This is a genomic window from Bernardetia sp. MNP-M8 (genome assembly GCF_037126285.1).
Lineage (GTDB): Bacteria > Bacteroidota > Bacteroidia > Cytophagales > Bernardetiaceae > Bernardetia.
This window is the reverse complement of the sequence record NZ_CP147012.1, coordinates 3,130,435-3,151,744: the sequence shown is the minus strand read 5'-3', so window position 1 is coordinate 3,151,744 and position 21,310 is coordinate 3,130,435. Positions and strand designations below refer to the sequence as shown.

Sequence of the window (21,310 nt, the reverse complement as noted above, 5' to 3'; positions counted from 1 at the left end):
AACATTCTTAGCGTTGCATCTTGATAAAGTCTTTTTGAGAATAAAGCATAAGCTGTTGAAGAAGAATAAAAAAAAATGACTAACTTTCCCAAAGCATTTGCACAAAAAAAGTTATTAGTTTAGCTGTTCTATTGCAAAAAGGAACTCTATAAGTTAAGTTTGTAATAAAAAAATCTTGAATTTTAAACCCTAAGGGTTTTGAAGACCCTCGTGGTTTCGATACCGTGAAAAGTAATGATAAAATATGAAAATCAATAAAAAATACTTTTTTCCTTTACTAATTTTATCTTTTCTATTTGGAAATTTTATTTTTGGTGCTTTTTTTAGTTCTGCACAAAATAATAATGAAAAAGATAATTTACCAACTATAACAGGCTCTTTTTCAAAAGACAGTTTGAAGGTTGGCAAGCACATTCCTTTCAAAGTCGTCTTTGTTCATAATTATGACAAAGAAGTTATCTTTGCCGATTCTACCTATAATTTTGAGCCTTTTGAATGGGTAAAAACAGATGCCTTTCCTACTCAAACAGACTCAAAAGGTATAGCGACTGATAGTGCTATTTATTGGCTACGAACTTTTGAATTAGATACTACCCAAACACTTAAACTACCCGTTTTTGTTCTTGACCAAAAGACAGGTGACACACTCAAGTATTTTACAGAAGTTTCTACCAAACAAACTGAGTTTGTTTTATCAAAGTCAGCTTTACAAAATATGCTACAAAAAGATAGTATTACTTTTTATCAAAATACTACTTTTTTGGAAATTCCACGATTTACAAACTATCCTTTGTATGGATTAATTGTAGTTGTTTTATTAGCAGGAGTTATTTTGTTCTTTGTGTTTTTTGGCGAAAGCATTCGAAGAGGCTATCGTTTGAAACGTTTGCAGAGCCAACATGAAAAATTTATACAAGAATATGCTAACCAATTAAAACGAATAGAAAATCCAGAAGCAACCGACCATACATTAGGAATGTGGAAAGCCTATATCGAAAAGCTCAAAAATGAGCCTTTTACTACTTATACATCAAGTGAAATTTCTCGCCTTACCAAAAATGAATCTTTAGGACAAAATCTTAAAGTAATTGATAGAGCCATTTATGGAGGACAAATAGATAATAATACAGAATTGGCACTTCAAAATCTAAAGAATTATGCCATTAATATCTTTGAAAAACGTTTGGCAGAGCTGAGAGTAACTTCCGAAGATGACTTAAATAAAAAAGCAAAAAAACAAAATTCATCTGTTGAGAAACAAGTTGAAAAAAGAAATAGAAAATTAAATCAAGAAGAAAATGTTTGATAAATCAAGTTTTGAATGGTTAGATTTTAAATGGTTTAGTCTTGAAACGCTTCGTAGTTTTGATTGGCAAAGTCCATTTTGGTTGTATGCACTTATTGGAGTTCCATTTTTATTTTTACTGAAATGGCTTATTTTTGTGCGTTTTCGTCAAAAATTAGAAGTTGCCTTTCCAGATAAAAGTTTGAAATCAGATTTTTGGACAATTTTGAGACACGTTCCAAAAGTATTTTTCAGTCTATTTTTAATCTTTGTTTTGATTGCACTTGCTCGCCCTCAAAAAACATCTGAACAGCCTCCTGAACGTTATACAGAAGGTATTGATATTATGATTGTAATGGATATTTCGGAATCTATGCAAATTGAAGATTTCAAGCCAAATCGTTTAGAAGCAGCCAAAATGGTAGCTAATAACTTCATAAAAGGACGTTTGCAAGACCGAATCGGAATTGTAGTTTTTGCTGGCGATGCTTTTAGTCTTGCTCCACTTACCACAGATTACGAACTTCTTTATGGGTATTTGAATGAAATAGATTTCAGAATGATACAAAAAGGAGGAACAGCCATCGGAAGTGCTATTGGAGTAGGAACAAACAGAATGCGTGAGAGCGAAACCAAATCAAAAGTAATGATACTCTTGACAGATGGCGAAAGCAACGCAGGAACAATTGACCCAATTACGGCAGCCAAACTAGCAAAAAAATATGATATAAAAATTTACACTATTGGTGTAGGTAAAGAAGGAAAAGTACCTTACAGAAACCGTTTTGGACAGGTTCAATATATTGATAATACGCTTGATGAAACTGTTATGCGTCAGATTGCACAAATAAGTGAGGGGAAATTTTTCCGAGCTACCAATAATGCTTCTTTGGGAGAGATTTTTTCTACGATTGATAAATTAGAACGTTCTGAAATCAAAGAAAACAAATTTACATTGACGAGAGATTTTTATGAAATCTATTTAACGTGGGCATTTGTATTCTTGATTATTTGGCTTGCTTTGAAAAATACGTTTTTGGTTAGTGCTTTGGAGGATTAAGAAATGGGAAATTACTCTGTCAAGAATAAAATATCTTGCTTTGTACTTTCTACAATACAAGTAAGCTGCCTAAATACATTTAGATTTGTAGTGAGATAATAAACAGATAGTAAAACTATTATAAATGAACAAATTCACAAAGTTTTTTCTGCTATATTTTCTTGTTTTGTTTGTTTTGTGTATTGCAAATTTTGTTTTAGCCTTTGCTCATGATGAGGGAACACTAGAAATAACTTGGCTAGGTGAGCTTTCTCAAAGAATATTTTTGTCCTTCAAGTATCCTTTTTTCCTCGTTGAAGAGTTTACAGAAAATGATAATCTATTAAATGGTTCACTTTTTTATGTAGCTCTCATTCTAAATATATTAACCTATACATTTCTAGCTGCTGGAATTACGTTTATTGCTTCAGAGACAAAAAAAATACAGTAAGCAGATTTACAGTACTGGACATGGTTTAATTTAGGTTGTATTTTGAATTTTGTAGTTTTTCGATAATTGAACTATTTTTTTTATTATTTGGTCTATGGAAGTAGCGTAAAATACTACTTTTCCGTACCCCATTCTAAATACAGATTCATAAAAAGATTCATTGTCTTTTTTTACTCTCTGTTTTGTTTTTACTCCTTCTAAGATACAGAGTAAAAAAGATGCAATTACTAATGCCATTAAAACACGAATTTTTCTTGGATTTACCATTCCTACCTCCTCTAAATGAAATCCATTTGTTTTCAAATGTTTAAATAAACACTCTATTTTCCATCTTAAATAATAGATAGCACTAATCTTTTCTTTTGTTAAACGATATTTGTTGGTTAATAAAATGACAAATTTTTCACTTTCTTTTGCTGCTTGCCCATTATAAGAAATAACTATTTTTAGTTTTTTTGCAAAGTCAGTTTCAAATTCTTGACTTACTAATTTGCCTAATTTAGCTTTTTTAAGCAAACTGTGGTACTTTTTAACCTCTAATTGATAATCTCCTTTACAAAGCCGAATAATATAAGTATATCCTTGTTCTTCTAAATACCTAAACCAAACTCTACCTTTGTATTCTCTATCAGCTAAAATTGTAAATCTTTTCAAAAAAGGATATAACAGTAAAGCTGATGCTAATAAACTTTTACGATGAGCCAAAGTAGAACTGCCTTTTCGTTCTAAATTTATCCAAAAAATAGGAATAGCCATTTTTCTATAAATAACACTTAATACCAAAACGTGATACGTATATTCGCCTAACTGCCAAACACTACCATCCATAGCTAGATAGAAAATTTCTTTTTTTACCTTCTTCCTATTTAAAAAAGAACCTATACTAAAAACTAAAATCAACTTCCAAAGTGTTTTTTGGACATAAACATCCAAAAAATAGCGAGTAAGACGCTTATAATGAGAATTAATTTGAACAGTAGGAGAATTTAAAAAAATACCTACTTGGTTTTTTAACTTGTTTAAATTAACTGTTTCTTTTATCAGAATACAGCTAATAAGCAACAAAGTAGTATGAACATGATGAATAGGAATATCTGAAAATTCCTTTGTATATTTGTTCAACAGGACGGAATAGAGCTTTTTGGTTTTCACACTTCTAAATTAACTCTTTCTGTCCTTTCTTTGTCAAAAATTTAACTCATGTCCAGTACTGTAAAGCAGATTACTCCTTATATGGCTCACAAAACAGCAGGTTATCGCTCGTTTTTAATAAGTGATTTATTGTAGCCGTGTATTTGATATTCTTGTACTAGAAAAGATTTACAAAAAAACACCTCCTTCTATCCAAAAAAATGAATAAAATAAGGTGTTTTTTTGAGCTGGTTAAAATAATTTTACTTTTTATTCTTCTCCAAAATAGCTTGCATTACTTTTTCATCTGTACTGAATTCGTATTTTTTACGTAGTTCTTCAATCCATTCTTTTTCTAAGAATTGTTGATAATCAGAAATAACAACACCACGAGTTTCGTCTAATTTTTTCACTCTAGCTGGCTCAATTTCTTCAACAATTACATAGTACATTCTTCCATTTTCTTCAACAGTATAATCTCCTTTTTTGAAATCTACTTTTGCAAGAACTGGTTGTGCTTGTTTTTCAAAAAGTCCTTCTGTAATTTCTAAACGAAGTGCATTTTCTTTATTAAAGCGTTTTTCCAAAACCTTATAATCTGTTGTGAAAATTTTGAGTTGGATAGTTGCTTTTGCAGCATTTGCATTACCTATTTTTTGAGCTACAAAACGAACATTATCCACGCTTTCTCTTTTGAAGTATGATTTTATGGCATCAATACGGCTTTGCATAATCGCATCAGTTTCTCCTATTGCTTTTGCTGCTTCAATAGTAAGAACATAAGAAGGATTTGTTTTGGCTGCAAGTGCAAAAGGACCTAATTTTTTTATTTGACTTTCTGATAAATTCGTATTTTTTCTAGAAAACTCAAGTTGTAAAGGCTTGAAATTATCTGTTTCATAGTAACCTAACTTCAAACTATCTTTCAACATTGAAAGTGTTTTTTTATCAGCTGCATTATAGATAGTAACTTTTGCTCTGTCTTGCCAACGGTAATTTTCTTTATTTTCATCGTAAAAACCCATTAAACCTTCTTGGTCAGCTAGAGCTTTTGCCCAAACTTTTTGTTCCATTATTTTGAAAAGCAAAATACCATCATAATATTCTTGTAATAAGAAACGATAGTCAGGATATTTATTTGATAACAATGCTTTTTCATTATCAATAATCTTTTGAGCTACAAAACTTTGAAATTCCTCTCTCAAAAATGGCAATGCTTTTTCAGGAGCAGGCAATTTATTCCCTTCTTCCAAATAAGATGCAAAATCATCTAAAGTATAGTTTTTTGTTCCAACCATAAATAAATTTTTATCCTTCATTAATTTCGGATTCTGACTTTCAAAACGTTTTACCGTCCACATATTTGCTTTTTGAATAGCTGAATCGGCAGCCATTTGTGTTAAAAAATCGTCTGCTTTTTTGTTTTGAGAAAAACCATTTTCAGTTTTTAATTTATCAATCAAAACAGCTTGTTGAATTTCAGCACGAGAATCTTTGGCTATTTTTTGTTGCAGAATAGGCTGCAACTCTTCAAAAGGTTCGATAGCATCTTTTTCTATCAATCTAGCAATATGCCATCCGAAAGCAGTTTTGAAAGGTGCTGTAATTTCTCCTTTTTTGAGAGTAGAAATTTTTTCTTCGAAAGGAGGTACAAGCGTTCCTGAAGTAAACTCTGGATTTCCATTATTGGTAAGCTGTCCACCACGTTCTCTTGAACGATAATCTTCTGAAAACTGCTTTGCTAAATTTTCGAATAATTCTTTTTGTTTGGCTTCATCAGTTTCTTTTTCTAATTGCGTATAAATTTCTTGAATTTTTCGATATGCCTTCAATGTATCTTCTGCAATCATTCCATCAGATGAGCGAATCATAATATGTGCTAACTGTACTTTTCCTAAAGAAGGTTGTTTGTTAGTAACTTTTAAGATATGATACCCAAAACGAGTACGAACAATCTCTGAAACTTTACCTTCTTCAGTATTATATGCTGCTGTTTCGAAAGGATAAACCATTTGTAGAGAAGAAAAATAATACAAATCTCCTCCATTTATTTTACCTGATGGATCATCAGAATACGTTTTAGCCAATTCTGCAAAATTTTCTCCTGCTATAGCTTTTTTTCTAACATCTTGAATCTTTTTGTAGGCTGCCAAAGTATCTTCTGGATTTGCATATTGCTCTACCATTATCAGAATATGAGAAGCACGCACTGATTCAGTCAGACGAGAATAGGCTTCTTTTACCAATTTTTCACTTACATTTTTAGGTGTAAGATACGGCTCAGCAAGCTGATTTTTATAAATTTCAAATTCTTTTTTGAAAGCCTGAGAAGTATCCATTCCCAGCTCTTTAGCTTCTTCTACTTTGAGTTTAAAATTGATATATAAATCTAAGTATTCTTGAATTTTTTCTCTATTCCAAAGGCTGTCTTCCTCTGTAGAATTATTTTTTTGATAGAGATATTCAAATTCATCAGCCGAAACAATTTGGTCATCTATTTTTAGAAGCGTTGGCGATTGTGGGTAATTTACCTTATTAGAAACTGTTTTTGGCGAACACGCAATAAAAAATAACGTTGCCAAAACAGAAAGTATAGAAAAAAACTTATTCATTTTCTTTAATTTTGTGTAAAAATTTAACGGTGCAAAAGTACAAATCTTTTTGCATTGTTTAAATTGAATCACAAAAATTATATTTGAATACATCTTAATCAGACTGATTTGTCGAAGAAATAATTTCAAATGACTTAATTTCATTTTCTAAATATGAAATTTCATGAAAAGTAGCTATATTTATGAATTAGCAATATTATTGTGAATCTAGTAGTAGCCAAAGTATTTCATTGTTAAACTTTTATATGAATTGAAGAATAGCATCTCAAACACAAAGGGTTATATACTTGGAGGTTTTTTATTTGGACTTCTTTTTCCTTTTTTTTCTTGGATTTTAGATGGGTTATTTTTTAATGGAATGACTTTAGGTTGGAATATGGTGGTTCGTCTTCATATAAATAATCCTATACATTTTGTCATAGATTCTGTTCCTTTGATTTTAGCAAGTTCCTTTGGTACAATTGGTTTTTATATTGATAGATTGAAAGAAAATAGTTTGTTGCATCATACCAATATTGATAAATACAATAAAGATAACAAAGCTATTATAAGAAGAATGCGAATTGCAAATAGCATTTTTCCTATCCTAATTTCTACAATGCTGATAACATCCTTTTTGCTATTACAAAACTTTTCAAGTAAAGAGCAAAATGCCCTCTATTTAATTAAAATTGGAAATAATCAGCGTATAATTAGTCAAAACATACTCTATAATGCTATTAAAATTCCCATTACAGAAGCTGATGAAAAAACAAAACATACCAATTCGCTACGTCTTGCAATAAAAAATTTGAAAGAAGGACACCAAAATTTCATACAACAATTTGAACTAGTAGGAGCAAATCAAAAAAATCAAAATTTATTTGATTCCTTAAAAAGAAGCTATCAAAATGTAATTACGAATGGCAATAAACTTTTGATTCCGTTTCCAATCAAAAACCTTGATTCTTTAAACCTTACAAATAATACTACAAAAACAATAAAGCAAGTAGAAAAAAATCAAGAGGAGTTTTCCATTCTTATGAAATCTATTATTACTAACTATGAAAAAAGAGTAGATAATAAAAACGAAAATTTTAAAACCATACAGTTTGCCTTAGTAGTAGTGATTATTTTATTTATATCTAGTTTAGCTGTTTTTGTACTCAAGCCAACCGTAGATAGAGTAAAACAAGCCTTCTTTGATGTTGAAGAAGCTAATGCTAAATTTTTAGAGAAAAATGAAAACTTATTAGCCACCCAAGAGCAAATAGAACAAAAACAAAATTTACTTTCCCAAGCCGAAAAAATGGCAAAAATGGGTAGTTTTATTTGGGATTTGAAGGAAAAAACAATCCAACACTCAGATAATTTACCTTATATATATAGATTAGAAGAAGGAAATGTAATTACTCCTAATGTCTTTAAAGAAAATGTAGCTCCTGATGATTTTGAGGTCAGTCAAAATCAACTTTCTGAAGCTATATCTACACACACAAAAGAGTTTTTTACAGAATATAGAGCAAGACCTGCCTATCTTGCTGATATGGTAGAGTGGAAACATTATCGTGCTTTTATTATGATTAACTATGATGATAAGGATGAAGCTCATCAAGTTGTCGGTACAGTTCAAGACATTACTGAAGAAATAAAGCAAAATCAGAGAGTAAAATCCCTTTTTGAGAATGCTGAAAAAAATAAAGAGCATTTGGAAGAAGCACAACAACTCGCTAAAATAGCAAGCTATGATATAGATATACTATCCAAAAGTATAAATTGGTCAGATAGTTTTGCAAATATTTTTTATATAGACAAACAAGACACTCCTAGTTCTCTAGCTGATTTTAGAAAATGGATAGACCCTCAAGACTTGGTGAGAGTAACTAATAAATGGGCAGAAGTGGTAGAATCAAAAAATAAATTTAATGAAATATATAAAATAAATACTCCTTCCAACCATGTACTTTACATAAAAGAAAAAGGGTATCCTTCTTTTGATAAAGAGGGAAATTTGATAGGGCAACGTGGAACACTACAAGATGTTACTAAGTCTGAAATAGCTAGAATTAATATTGAACAGAAATCAAAGCAAATAAAAAATCAGCATGACAACTTTGTATCAAGTGTTAATTATGCTCAACGTATTCAGTCTGCTTTACTTGGAGGAACGAACGAAATACAGAATATCTTCAAAGATTCTTTCATCTTTTTTGTACCAAAAGACATCGTTTCAGGAGATTTTTATTGGTATGCAGAAGTAGATAATCGTAAAATTGTTGTAGTAGCTGACTGTACAGGGCATGGCGTACCAGGTGCTTTTATGTCTTTATTAGGAACAATGGTTTTGAATGAAATTGTCGAATATCGTAAAATAACTACTCCAAGTCTTATTTTAGAAGGATTACAAATACAGATTACAGATATATTAAAACAAAAAACAACTAAGAATAGAGATGGAATGGATGTCTCTGTTGCTGTTGTTGATAAGGAAAAAGGGACATTAGAATTTGCTGGAGCAAAAAATCCTCTTGTTTATATACACAAAGAACGAAAAGAAGGAGACGAAAAATCTAATATGACGGTTATCAAAGCAGATCCAGTGTCTATAGGAGGAAGAAGTAAAAAAGTAGAATCAAATACATATACCAATCATATCATTGATTTAAATGAAGTAGAAGCATTTTATTTGTATTCTGATGGTTATCAAGATCAATTTGGGGGAGAGAACGGACGAAAATTTATGTCCAAACAATTTAGAAGTCTTCTTTATGATACCTATAACTCTTCTATGTCTCAACAACGTAGAGCATTAAAAAATAACTTGAGAGATTGGATAGGAAGACATCAAAAGCAAATTGATGATATTTGTATAATCGGAATTAAAATTTAACACTAAAACTGATTTTAACTAGTAGTTCTGGAAACTCAACTCTATAGTTAAACAGCTATTTATTAAAAAAAATGAATTTCGTAAAACAAATATGTCTCAAGTAATAAAAATTCATAAAAATTAATTAGATTTGTAGTTCAAAACATAACTCTCTTTTACGGGTTAGTAATGCTCTAAGTGTTTCATTTTTTAATCTTTATATGACTCCTATTTCAAACACACAACGCTATACTTTAGGAGGATTTTTATTTGGACTTCTTTTTCCTTTCTTTTCTTGGATTCTTGATGGATTATTTTTTCATGAAATGTCATTAAGTTTAGAAACAGTTGTTCAGATTCACCGTATTAATCCTATCCATTTTGTAATTGATTCTGCTCCTTTTGTTTTGGGAGGTGCTTTTGGGACAATTGGTTTTTATATAGATAGACTAAAAGAAAATAGTGATTTACGTCATAGTAACATTGAAAAATATAATGCAAAAAATAAGGCAATTATACAGCGAATGCGCCTTGCAAACACCTTCTTTCCTATACTGATTGGATTGATATTAGTTGCAGGTTTTTTGTTGCTTCAAGATTTTTCTTATAAAGAACAAGATGATATACATCTAATTAAAATTGGAAGCAATCAGTCTACACTGAGTCAGAAAATTCTTTATCATTCTAGTAGAATACCTGTTACACTAGAAAAGGAAAGAATAAGACACATAGATTCTTTACTTATTGCCTTAAAAAATTTCAAAGAAGGACACGAAAACCTCACTCAAAAGTCATTTACATTAGGAATCAGTAAAGAACATCAAAACTCTCAATCTGTTCGTGATGCCTTTGATACTTTGGCAAGTAGTTATGAAAATATAGTTATAGGAATTGATGAGCTTTTAAATCCTACTTTTGCTATCGAAAATGTAGATTCTTTAAGCCTTCAGAATCACGAAGCCAAAACAGTAAGAACATTAGAAAAAAATCAAGAAGAATTTTCTTCCCGTATGCAATCTATTATTAATAATTATGAGCAAGAGGCAAAAGATAAGGTTACAAATTTGAAAATTGTACAGTTTGTAGTTGTGGTAGTTATCATGATTTTTGTAATCGCTTTATCAGTATTTGGTTTAAAACCAATGATAGAAAGAGTAAAACAAGCATTTTTTGATGTAGAAGAAGCCAATGCAAAATCAATATTGAAAAATGAAAGATTAGAAGCATCACAAGAAGAGTTAAGAATGAATGCAGAGGAATTGCGTTCGATTAACGATAATTTATTATCTGCTCAAGACGAAATCGAACAAAAACAAGATTTGCTCAATCGTGCTGAAAAAATGGCAAAAATGGGCAGTTTTGTCTGGGATTTAGAAACAGAACTCATCACTCATTCAGATAATTTGCCATCTATTTATAGATTAGAAAAAGGTCAGAAATTTAATTCAGCTACTTTCAGAGAAATTGTCCATCCTGAAGATTACAAGATTAATCAACTAGCTCTTGCAGAAGCTGCAACAAGAAATCAAAAAGAACTCTTGACGCATTATAGAGCAAGACCAACTCATTTATCTGAAAAAGAAGATTGGAAGCATTACCGTGCTTTTTCTTTGATTAACTACAATAATGAAGGCGAACCTTATTTACTGATAGGAACAGCTCAAGATGTTACACAAGAAATTGTACAAAATGAAAAAGTAAAAATTCTTTTTGATAATGTAGAAAAGAACAAAGAACGATTAGAAGAATCTCAACTTTTAGCAAAAATAGTGAGTTATGATATGAATATTGAATCTGAGGAAATAGAATGGTCAGCAAGTTTTGAAGGAATTTTTCAAATTGATAAAAAAGATTTCCCTAATTCCTTGGAAGAGTTTAGAAGTTGGATAGAACCCAAAGATTTAAAAAGAGTCGTAAAAAAATGGGAAGAAGCTATAGAAAATAAAGAAAAGTTTAGCGAAGTATATAGAATACATGTACCTAAAAGAGCGACACTTTACATAAAAGAAAAAGCCTATCCTTCATTTGATGAAAATGACATCTTGATAGGAAAACGAGGTACATTACAAGACATTACTAAATCTGAAATCTTTAGGCTTAATATTGAACAAAAATCAAGACTGATAAAACAACAAAATGATAATTTTGTATCCAGTGTAAATTATGCACAGCGAATTCAGTTTGCACTATTAGGGAGTACTAGAGAAATGAAATCTATTTTTAAAGATTCGTTTGTCTTTTTTACTCCAAAAGATATTGTCTCAGGAGATTTCTTTTGGTATGCAGAAGTAGATAATCGAAAGGTTATTATTGTAGCTGACTGTACAGGACATGGCGTTCCAGGTGCATTTATGTCTTTATTAGGAATTACACTTCTCAATGAAATTGTAAAACACCATAAAATAACTAAACCAAGTGAGATTTTAGATACATTACAACGAGAAATCATAGATATTTTAAAGCAAAAAACAACAGGAAATAAAGATGGAATGGATATTTCTATTGCTGTTATAGATAGTGAGAGAAAAATTTTAGAGTTTGCAGGTGCAAAAAATCCTCTCGTTTATATGCACAAGAAAAGACAACGAGGAGGAGAAGAAAAAAATATGACCGTTATTAAAGGAGATGCTGTTTCGATAGGAGGAAGAAATAAAAAGGTACAAGATAAAAAATATACCAATCATGTTATTGATTTAGAAGAAGTAGAAACATTCTATTTGTACTCTGATGGCTACCAAGACCAATTTGGAGGAGAAGAAGGACGTAAATTTATGTCAAAACGCTTCCGTAGCCTTCTCTATGAAACTTCTACTTCATCTATGTTACACCAACGTAGAGCTTTAAAGATGACTTTGATGGATTGGATTGGAACAGAACAAAAACAAATTGATGACATTTGTATCATTGGAATTACAGTTTAAGATTCATAAAAAAACGAATTTCAAAAAAATGAAATTCGTTTTTTATTAAATTACTATTTTGGAAAAATTATTTCTTAAAATTCAAAACTGTATCTTCAATAATCTGACAACATTCTAGTAATTGCTCTTCTGTCATTACGAGTGGTGGAGCAAAACGAATAATATTTCCGTGTGTAGGTTTGGCAAGCAATCCATTTTCTTTCAAAGCAACACACAAATCCCAAGCCGTTGAGCTATCTGGCGAATCATTTATTACTACTGCATTCAAAAGACCTTTTCCACGAACTAAATTTACTAGGTCTGATTTGTCAGCCAATTCACTCATTTTCTGACGGAAAACTTTACCCAATTCTTCTGCTCGCTCTGAAAGATTTTCATTTTTTACAACTTCCAAAGCTGCCATTGCTACTTCACAAGCCAATGGATTTCCACCAAAAGTAGAACCGTGTTCACCTGGTTTGATGGTAAGCATAATTTCGTGACTAGAAAGAACTGCCGAAACAGGAAAAACACCACCCGAAAGAGCTTTACCCAAAATCAAAATATCAGGTTGAAAACCTTCATGGTCACAACATACTAACTTTCCAGTACGTGCAATTCCTGTCTGCACTTCATCTGCAATAAAAAGAACGTTTTTAGATTTACATAATTCATAAGCCTTTTTCAAATATCCTTCATCAGGAACAACTACACCAGCTTCTCCTTGGATTGGCTCAACCATAAAACCAGCCACATTTGGATCTTCCAATGCTTTTTCCAAAGCAGACAAATCATTATATTTTACGATTTCAAAACCTGGTAAATAAGGACCATAATCGCTATACGCACTTGGGTCTGTCGAAGAAGAAACGGCTGCAAGTGTTCTTCCCCAAAAGTTATTTTCTGCAAAAAGTATCTTTGCTTTATTTTCTTCTATTCCTTTTACTTTATATGCCCATTTACGACAAAGCTTGATTGCTGTTTCTCCTCCTTCTACTCCTGTATTCATTGGCAAAACTCTATCATAACCGAAAAACTCTGTCATAAATTTTTCATAATTTCCCAATACATTATTGTAAAATGCACGAGAAGTAAGTGTCAATTTTTGAGCTTGTGTAGTAAGAGCTTTTATGATATGGGGATGACAATGTCCTTGATTTACAGCACTATATGCTGAAAGAAAATCGTAATATTTTTTCCCATCTGTATCCCAAACATGAACACCTTCACCTTTTTCTAACACTACTGGAAGTGGATGGTAATTGTGCGCTCCATAATTATCTTCTAAGTCTATGAATTTTTGCTGACCTGCTGATACGTTTTGTGTTTCTGTAAGCATATTTTTACTTGTTTATGTTTGTTTAGTTGATTCAGCCTAAAATTACTCAAAAGTTTTTAGAAAAGCATTTTACTCAAACAATATCCTTACTAAAATTTGTTGCTAAAAAAACATTCTAATGTCCTGTTAAACTTTTTTGGAAGAAATATTTTTTTATGAAAATTAGATTTTTTTAATAAATGAAAATTTGTATTTTGCTAGTAATAAGAAATTTACATCAAAATCTCACTTTACTATTACATGAACTCATCATTTTTCACAGCAGCAAGCAGAGAAGAACTAGATATAGAATTAAAAATTATTGAAGGAGAACTTCCTAAAGATATGGATGGAGTTGTTTATATCAATTCTTCAGTTGGAACTATAAACTCTGATGGCATTCCTTTTCCAACAACTCGTCCTGATGGAACATACAACAGAGAACTAGGAAGTCCACTTCTAGGAGGTGATTCAATGATTTATAAATTAGACTTTAGTGCAACTCAAAACGAAATTAGTAGTATAAATTTAACATCTCGCTTACTCAAAACGCCTTGTTATTATGCTGATGAAGCTACTCGTTATTATTTAGAAAAAGAGAATAAAAAAAATCCTCTTTTCAATATTTATGGTTTTCGTAATTTAGGACTTACTCGTATGTCCTTTACAATGGGAGTTAGAAACGAACTGTGTACAGCTGTAACTCCTTTTCAATTTAAAAATGATACTTCTCCACGAATTTTAGCTAATTATGATGCAGGAAGACCCTATGAGTTTGATGCTGAAACACTAAAAATAAAAACTCCTATTGGTGCTAATTCAGAATGGGCTACCTCTACACCTCCTTTCTTGGTATATCCTTTTGGTGTAGTTCAAAGTACAGCACATCCATTTTTTGATCCTGTAACACAAGAATTGATTTCAGTTAATTTTACAAAGTCTATGAAGACGATGGCAAGTCAGATAAAATTAATTGAACTTTTGAAAAATCGCCCTGATGAAGTAGAAAAGAAATTTGAGGAATATATTGACAAACTAGAGGCAGAATCGGCTAGACAAGGACTTGCTACCTCTGAACTGACACACAAACATTATCTCGTAGAAAAAACAAATGACTTTTTTGATTGCATAGAAAATCATGTACATATAAAATCTAAATGGTGGAAAAATCTACTTAAAACACTAGAAGAAGCCTTAGAAAAACATATAAAAGAAGAAACTACTGTAGAAGATGCTGTATTTTTGATGAATTGGAAAGGAACAGGAAAATGGAAGAAATGGAATTTGATAGATAATACAACAAAAAAGCCATTACGCATTCAACAATGCATGCATCAAATTGCTGTGACAAGAGATTATATTATTTTGGTTGATGCTGGTTTTAAACTCACATTAGATATTATGTTTAATAATCCTTTTCCTCATAATTCTAAAATAGATAATTTTTTTCGCAAAATATTGACAGCTCCAATGCTTGCTACAACAGATACATATATTGTAAATAGAGCAGATATGAAAGATGAATTGAAATCTATTGTAGTAAAAAAATTGCCCGTTTCTTTGCCTTTCGAAACTATACATTTGACAGCAGATTATGAAAACCCTGATGACCAAATTACGCTACATGCAGCTCATAATGCAACAGCTTGTTTGGCTGAATGGATACGATTATTTGATGTAAATGAGTTTACAAATGAACCTGTAAAAGAAAATATAACAGGAATTCCACCAACAGGCATTTTAGATATTAGCAGAATAGGAAAATATTTGATTGATGCTAAGACTGGAAATATAATCGAACAGACTATTATTACAGAAAAAGGAAATATTGATACTAAAGATGACAATAATAGTCAAGACTTACCTAAAAAGGATATAGGAGCGCATACTTGGGGTATTGCACTTTTTACTTATCCAAATATGGTAGATGCCAGTAAGATAGTTCCAAAAATCAAGAATATTTATTGGCAGTCATTTGGTTTAGACAAAGATTTTCTCACACGTTTTATTTTTAATTTGTATAAAGAGTATCCAAATCGCAAAATATCTGTAGAAGATATGAAAAAATACACTCAACAAGGGATTCCATTTGTTATCAGCAGGATGAATACCGAAACTATGAAATTTGAAGATTATTATCAATTTGAAAAAGGAATATCATACAGAGCAATGCAGTTTGTGCCTAAGAAAAACCCTACCAATAAAGATGATAATGAAGGCTATATGACTTGTGTAGTTACTGTAGAAAAATTAAATAAATCGACCAAAAGCATAGAGTACCAAACTCAATTATGGATTTTTGATGCTCAAAATCTTAAAAAAGGTGCTATTTGTAAACTAACTCATCCAAAATGGATTGCAAACACTACTTTGCATTCAGCATGGTTATCAGAAGCAAAAACTACAAACTCATACTATAATATTCCTGTCAAATCAGATTATCAACATTTGATAGATGATTCTCTTTTGGGAAAATTTATGGGAGGGCTTTTATTTAGAAAGGAAAGAGAACAGATTCAAGAAATTTTTGACAAAAATATATATCCTCATTTTAAATAACTTTATTTTATATTCAACCTTACTATATTCTTACCTCTATGAAATATTATTATGATACTCCAGCCTGTCAAGTTTATTATGACGAAGAAAAAGGCTACATACATACAAACTGGGAAGGCTTTTGTCCTAGCAAAATATTTAGAGAAGCCTCCAATGCTATCATTACGGCTATTGAAGAAACACAAAGTGGAAAAGTATTATTTGATGCTGCTCGTACGAAATCAGCTTCTCCTGATGACCAAAAATGGATATTTGAAGATTGGATGCCTCGTGCAGTAATGGCTGGTTATAATAGATATGCCTATATTCTTCCAAGTGATGTCTTCGGAAAATTTTCTTCTCAAAAAGTAATTAATGAAATAGGTGGTAACACTCCTAATTTAGAGGGGGCAACTTCTAATGATATGGAAACTGCAATGGAATGGTTACTAAAAGAAACAGTAGTTTAATTCTTTTACGTTTTATAGAACTCATTTTTTAGAAATCACACCTAAAAAATGAGTTTTTTGTGTTAAAAAAACTCTGAGAGAAAGACTAATATTTTTTCAGACACCTTTTTGCATATTATTTGCGTACGTATAAATAAGAATAGATGAATACTCTTTTTTGATAGACGAATACCAAATTTTATTCGTTAAAATAAAGAATACAGATGAGTAATTCTGAATAAATACCAGCTTAATTAAATATTAAATTTTACTTCTATGCCTACTTTTTCCTTTATATCAACTACTACACTTACTTTTTTATTTTTATTTTGCTGTCAAACCTTGGTATTTGCTCAGTATGATACACATTATCTAAAAAGTGGAAATCAAGCATTAGAACAAAAAAATTATGTACAAGCAGAAACTGATTATACAACTTCTCTGAAACATAATAGCCGAAATATGGAAGCCTATCTTCAACGAGGAATAGCTAGATGGCATTTAGAAAAGTATAAAGATGCAATTTCAGATTTGGACAGAACGATTTTATTTAATTATAAATTGGCAGAAGCAAATCTGTGGAAAGGTAAAAGTTATTATTCAATGGATTCTTACAAAGAAGCTATTACTTATTTTGATAAAGCGTTAAAATCCAATACCAAAAAAGATTCTCAAATTAATACAGAAATTTATGAATTTAAAGGATATGCGTATCAAAAATTAAATAATTCTGATAAAACAGTTGAAAATTTTAGATTGGCTTTGGGAGAAGGAAGTACAAAATCAGCAGAGATAAATTATGAACTGGCTACCATTAATTATTTGAATAAAAATTATGAAGAAAGCCTAAAAAACCTCCAAAAAGCAAGACAATTAGGACACCCAAACCGTGCAGAAATTGCAAAGAAAATTGTAACTCTTGACAAACTTATTGCAGAAGAAAAGAAAGCAAACGAACAAAAAAATGTAAAATTTCATTTTCAAAACCCATCTTCACTTACAGCAACCGTTTCAAATTCTTTTTTTGATTTAGAAGTGTGTCTGGAATCCGAACTGATGGTAAATGAAGTAAAAGTTTTTGTGAATAATAAAGAACAAGACCCAATTAGAGGACTTACCGTCACCCCAAGCACTATGTGTGCTATTACTATAAAACGCAAAATTCCACTGCAAAACGGAACTAATGAAATTCGTTTGGAAGCAACAACAGCACAAGGAACTTTTTTTTCAGATAAAGCAAATATTATCTTTACTACTCCCACTCGTGCAGAAAATGCTATCGCTTCAATGCCAAAAGTTTGGGCAGTTGTAGTAGGTGTGGCAAGTTATACAGCAATGCCAACACTGCGTTATTCAGATGATGATGCGTATCAAATGTATGCCTTTTTGAAAAGCCCAGAGGGTGGCGCACTTTCTGACAATCAAATTACACTTTTAGTAGATGAGAATGCTACAAAATCACAAATTACTAATTCTTTAAGTCAAAAGTTTAGTGCTGCTTCTGAAAATGATTTAGTTATTTTTTATTATGCTGGACACGGTTTGGAAGGTAGTTTTATTCCTTACGATTACAATGGAACAGAAAGCACTAAACTCCTGCACAAAGACGTTCAAGATATTTTTACAAGCTGCAAAGCAAAAAACAAATTATTTATTGCAGATGCCTGTCATTCGGGAAGTAGTAGTGAAAATTTGAGAGGAAATGTAAAAGCAACAATGGATAAGTATTATCAAGCTCTTGCCAAAACTTCTGGAGGAACAGCACTTATGATGTCATCAAAAGCAGAAGAAACTTCACTTGAAAACAAGACAATTCGTCAAGGAGTCTTTAGTTATTATTTGATTCGTGGCTTGAAAGGCGAAGCTGATTTTAATGCTGATAATATAGTTTCGGTAAGAGAACTTTTTGATTATGTCCAAACACAAACTCGCCAGTATACAAACTACCGTCAGAATCCAGAATTATATGGACTTTTTGACCCAAATATGCCGATTGGAGCTGTTAGGAAATAAATTTAACTTGTTCAAGCGTCGACACTTGAACAAGTTAAATTAAAGAAACTCAAGCAGAAATGTTTGAGTTTTTTGTTTTGGATTATCAGTTCGTTGTATAAAAAACTCACTCATTTTATGAAACAAGTGAGTTTTTGAGAGATAATTTTGAAGAATAAATTATTTACGCCAAGGAATAAGTAATTTTTCTATTTCTGGTAAAAGATTCAAATCGGCTGTACACATTTCTTCTGCACCCCCATAGAATTTTTGAAAAAATACTTCTACTGTTCTACGATATTGCTCACCTTCGCCTGCCCAAAGTCTATACAAACCTGGTACAACAGCTCTAGGAACATAACCCATATCTTTCAAAATAGTCTGTGTAACTGTGTGCATACCTGCACACCAGCCATAAGCCATTTCAACACCTGAATCTTCAAATAATTTGTCGGCTGCATTCAAGATTTCAGTTCCTAAGCCAGCAGCTTGATAATCTTCATGAGTAGCAATAACTAATAACTCGCCTCTACGCAACATTTTCCACATCGTAATTATTAAAGCTGAGGCAATTTTTTTGGTTGCTACTTCTTCAATAACAATAAGAAAATTATTTCCTTTATTAAATGTCTCACCTTGCCCAACAAAAGGAGCAAAACCATCAGGTGTAAACAGCAATTCAAAATCACAGCCTTTTAGAGCTGGAAATCCTGTTTTATAGGCTTCTGATGCACCTTCTAAGTCAGCTTCTGTTGCTTCACGAACAATAAAATTGCCGTCTAAAATTGTTTTTTGCTCTAGTTTTGCCCAGTCTATTGGCTCACAACCTTGGCGTACCTGTACATCTTCAGGCATATCTAACCAAAGACTGTTCATGGATTTACGATTATTCATGTTGATTAAAAATTAAAATAATAGATTTTTTTTATTAAAAATAGATTGATAACATATAAAGAACTTATGATACTAGCCAATTTTTTGCTTTATCAACATCATCAAAAAAACGAACTGCAAATCCTCCTGTAGTTTCTTCTTCCATGAGTTGTTCCATAGCTACTTGAGCAAATAAATCAGGTGTTTCTACTATGGCAGCCATTTCCACTCCAAGCTCAATGCACTTAGGAAAGATATTTTGAGCATGCCATTCCTGCAATTCAGGTACAATAATATACTCCATGTTCTGATTATTTACTAAAGCCTTTTTAGGTCTGTATTTTTCAAAAAACTCAAGATAGGTGAGCATTTCTTTCTTAAATTTTTCAGCATTTAAATTTTCGCTTCCTGATTTAAAAATGTGTGAAAAGATAGAATTTTCTTCATCGTAATCAAAAACTGAATAATCACTTTCATAGATAATCATATATTCGTTGGGGTTTAAGTTAAAAGTTTCATGTTAGTAAATATAAAAAACTATTTCTATATCTAAGCAAAATACAACTATTAAAGCAAATTTTTATTTTTTTTGTCTATTACAAACAATTTATACGTTTCAAAAACCAACAGCTAAAGAAGAGCCTAAAAATAAGTTAGTAGAAACTGAATTTTCATTTTTTATAAAAATGTCATCTTTACTTTTCAGACTACGGTATTCGATTCTCCAAAGTATATTTTCTGTTATTTTATAATCCAGATTAATAGAATAACTTGAGGTTTGAAAGCCATTTTGAGTTTCTGTGACTATAATAACTTCATTTTCATCGTTATAATGTTCTGCTCGTACAGCTAAAGAAATTTTTTCATTAAAATTATATTTTGCTATCAAAATAGGCGAATACCACACATTGTATTCCGAACTTTCTTTCTGTTTTTGCTCTGCGCCAATATCAAATCCTGCAATAATTTCAAATTTGTCTGAAAAATCAACTTTCATAAAAAAATCATGGAAATAACGCATCTTTTTTTCTGCTGTTGGATAGTCATTTCCTATAAAAGAACTACTATTAAAAGTGATTTTTTTGGTTGGTGTAAAAGTAATTTGATGTCCAAAAGCAAGCGTTTGATTTCCTTCTACTCGCTGAATGCGTTGCCAACCATTGAGTAAAAGTCCTGATAGAAACCATTTTTCATTATCTGAAGTATAAGAAATTTTGATTCCACTTTCATAATAAGGCGAATTTTCAGCTAACAGACTACGTGTCATAGTTGGACAATCTTTTCCAATCGCACTCTCAAAACCAATATGTGAACTAAAAATACCTGCATCAATCCATATATTCTTTGTTTTTGAAATTTTCACTCCTGCATATGCTTCATAAATGTTTTTCAAAACACCTTCTTCTGCTGCTAGATTTATGTTTGAGTACGTTCCTGTCATAAGCGCAAGTCTTGCACGAACTTTTTCAGTTTCATAATCAGCTTGAATCAATCCTAAATTTAAAGCCAGTTCGTTATGACGATGATATGCATAAAAAAAGTTTGGACGAACATGATTTTCAGGTTCATTGAAATCATAAATATAATAGGTTTCTAAATACGCACTAAATTTGACTTTTGATAGTGGTTTATCCAAATTTTCTACCTTTATAGTGTCATTTTGAGCCAAAACAGTAAATGAAAATGAAAGGAATAGAAAAAATAAAATAAATTGTCGCATCTTTTTGTGATTTTTGGGGTTGTATAGGAGAAATTACGTATGATAGACTTTCCAGTCTGTTTGAAAATAAAAAATCATTTTGTTCAGACTAGGAAGTCTGAAATACATACTATAGATTACAAAGTAAAAATTCTAAGTCTGATTAGTACCAAAT

Annotated in this window: 14 protein-coding genes; 8 read left to right on the top strand and 6 right to left on the bottom strand. The window is 31.0% G+C overall.

Going from position 1 to position 21,310, the window contains the following annotated elements; genetic code table 11:
- The first annotated feature begins 244 nt into the window (after nt 1–244).
- The 3 genes from V9L04_RS12880 to V9L04_RS12870 all read left to right on the top strand — a co-directional run bounded on the left by V9L04_RS12880 (nt 245) and on the right by V9L04_RS12870 (nt 2,775).
- The gene (locus tag V9L04_RS12880) at nt 245–1,306 is read left to right on the top strand and encodes a hypothetical protein (RefSeq protein WP_338790215.1); all 1,062 of its coding nucleotides are present in this window, start codon (nt 245–247) and stop codon (nt 1,304–1,306) included.
- Entirely contained in the window at nt 1,299–2,345 is a 1,047-nt protein-coding gene (locus V9L04_RS12875) for a VWA domain-containing protein (protein WP_338790214.1), read from the top strand. The genes V9L04_RS12880 and V9L04_RS12875 overlap by 8 nt, the downstream gene beginning before the upstream one ends.
- 124 nt (nt 2,346–2,469) lie before the next feature.
- Nucleotides 2,470–2,775, top strand: coding sequence for a hypothetical protein (locus tag V9L04_RS12870; protein WP_338790213.1), 306 nt, complete (start codon nt 2,470–2,472; stop codon nt 2,773–2,775).
- 30 nt (nt 2,776–2,805) lie between these two features.
- Here V9L04_RS12870 and V9L04_RS12865 read toward each other — a convergent pair whose 3' ends face one another.
- Together V9L04_RS12865 and V9L04_RS12860 are read right to left on the bottom strand one after the other, a co-directional pair.
- On the bottom strand, nt 2,806–3,897 hold the full coding sequence (locus V9L04_RS12865) for a transposase (RefSeq protein ID WP_338790163.1): 1,092 nt from the start codon (nt 3,895–3,897) through the stop codon (nt 2,806–2,808).
- Nucleotides 3,898–4,169: 272 nt separating this feature from the next.
- Complete coding sequence (locus tag V9L04_RS12860) at nt 4,170–6,518, bottom strand: peptidylprolyl isomerase (protein WP_338790212.1); 2,349 nt, start codon at nt 6,516–6,518, stop codon at nt 4,170–4,172.
- A gap of 250 nt (nt 6,519–6,768) precedes the next feature.
- Here V9L04_RS12860 and V9L04_RS12855 point away from each other — a divergent pair, with 250 nt between their 5' ends.
- Together V9L04_RS12855 and V9L04_RS12850 are read left to right on the top strand one after the other, a co-directional pair.
- Nucleotides 6,769–9,387 carry a SpoIIE family protein phosphatase gene (locus V9L04_RS12855; protein WP_338790211.1) on the top strand — a complete coding sequence of 873 codons (2,619 nt, stop codon included), beginning with the start codon at nt 6,769–6,771 and terminating at the stop codon, nt 9,385–9,387.
- 200 nt (nt 9,388–9,587) lie between these two features.
- The gene (locus V9L04_RS12850) at nt 9,588–12,287 is read left to right on the top strand and encodes a SpoIIE family protein phosphatase (protein WP_338790210.1); all 2,700 of its coding nucleotides are present in this window, start codon (nt 9,588–9,590) and stop codon (nt 12,285–12,287) included.
- Nucleotides 12,288–12,354: 67 nt separating this feature from the next.
- Here the strand turns inward: V9L04_RS12850 and rocD are convergent, their stop codons facing one another.
- A complete protein-coding gene (rocD, locus tag V9L04_RS12845) occupies nt 12,355–13,605 on the bottom strand; it encodes an ornithine--oxo-acid transaminase (protein WP_338790209.1) in 1,251 nt (416 codons plus the stop codon).
- A 240-nt stretch (nt 13,606–13,845) separates the two neighbouring features.
- Here rocD and V9L04_RS12840 point away from each other — a divergent pair, with 240 nt between their 5' ends.
- The 3 genes from V9L04_RS12840 (at nt 13,846) to V9L04_RS12830 (ending at nt 18,584) form a co-directional block, all read left to right on the top strand.
- Nucleotides 13,846–16,143 carry a carotenoid oxygenase family protein gene (locus tag V9L04_RS12840; protein ID WP_338790208.1) on the top strand — a complete coding sequence of 766 codons (2,298 nt, stop codon included), beginning with the start codon at nt 13,846–13,848 and terminating at the stop codon, nt 16,141–16,143.
- Nucleotides 16,144–16,181: 38 nt separating this feature from the next.
- A complete protein-coding gene (locus V9L04_RS12835) occupies nt 16,182–16,592 on the top strand; it encodes a hypothetical protein (protein WP_338790207.1) in 411 nt (136 codons plus the stop codon).
- 255 nt (nt 16,593–16,847) lie between these two features.
- A complete protein-coding gene (locus V9L04_RS12830; RefSeq protein WP_338790206.1) occupies nt 16,848–18,584 on the top strand; it encodes a caspase family protein in 1,737 nt (578 codons plus the stop codon).
- 159 nt (nt 18,585–18,743) lie between these two features.
- Here the strand turns inward: V9L04_RS12830 and V9L04_RS12825 are convergent, their stop codons facing one another.
- From V9L04_RS12825 to V9L04_RS12815, 3 genes are all read right to left on the bottom strand, one after another.
- Nucleotides 18,744–19,457: a hypothetical protein gene (locus V9L04_RS12825; protein WP_338790205.1), complete on the bottom strand. Its 714-nt coding sequence runs from the start codon at nt 19,455–19,457 to the stop codon at nt 18,744–18,746.
- Nucleotides 19,458–19,521: 64 nt separating this feature from the next.
- Nucleotides 19,522–19,923, bottom strand: coding sequence for a hypothetical protein (locus V9L04_RS12820; RefSeq protein ID WP_338790204.1), 402 nt, complete (start codon nt 19,921–19,923; stop codon nt 19,522–19,524).
- A gap of 129 nt (nt 19,924–20,052) precedes the next feature.
- On the bottom strand, nt 20,053–21,156 hold the full coding sequence (locus tag V9L04_RS12815; RefSeq protein ID WP_338790203.1) for a porin: 1,104 nt from the start codon (nt 21,154–21,156) through the stop codon (nt 20,053–20,055).
- Nucleotides 21,157–21,310 lie beyond the last annotated feature (154 nt).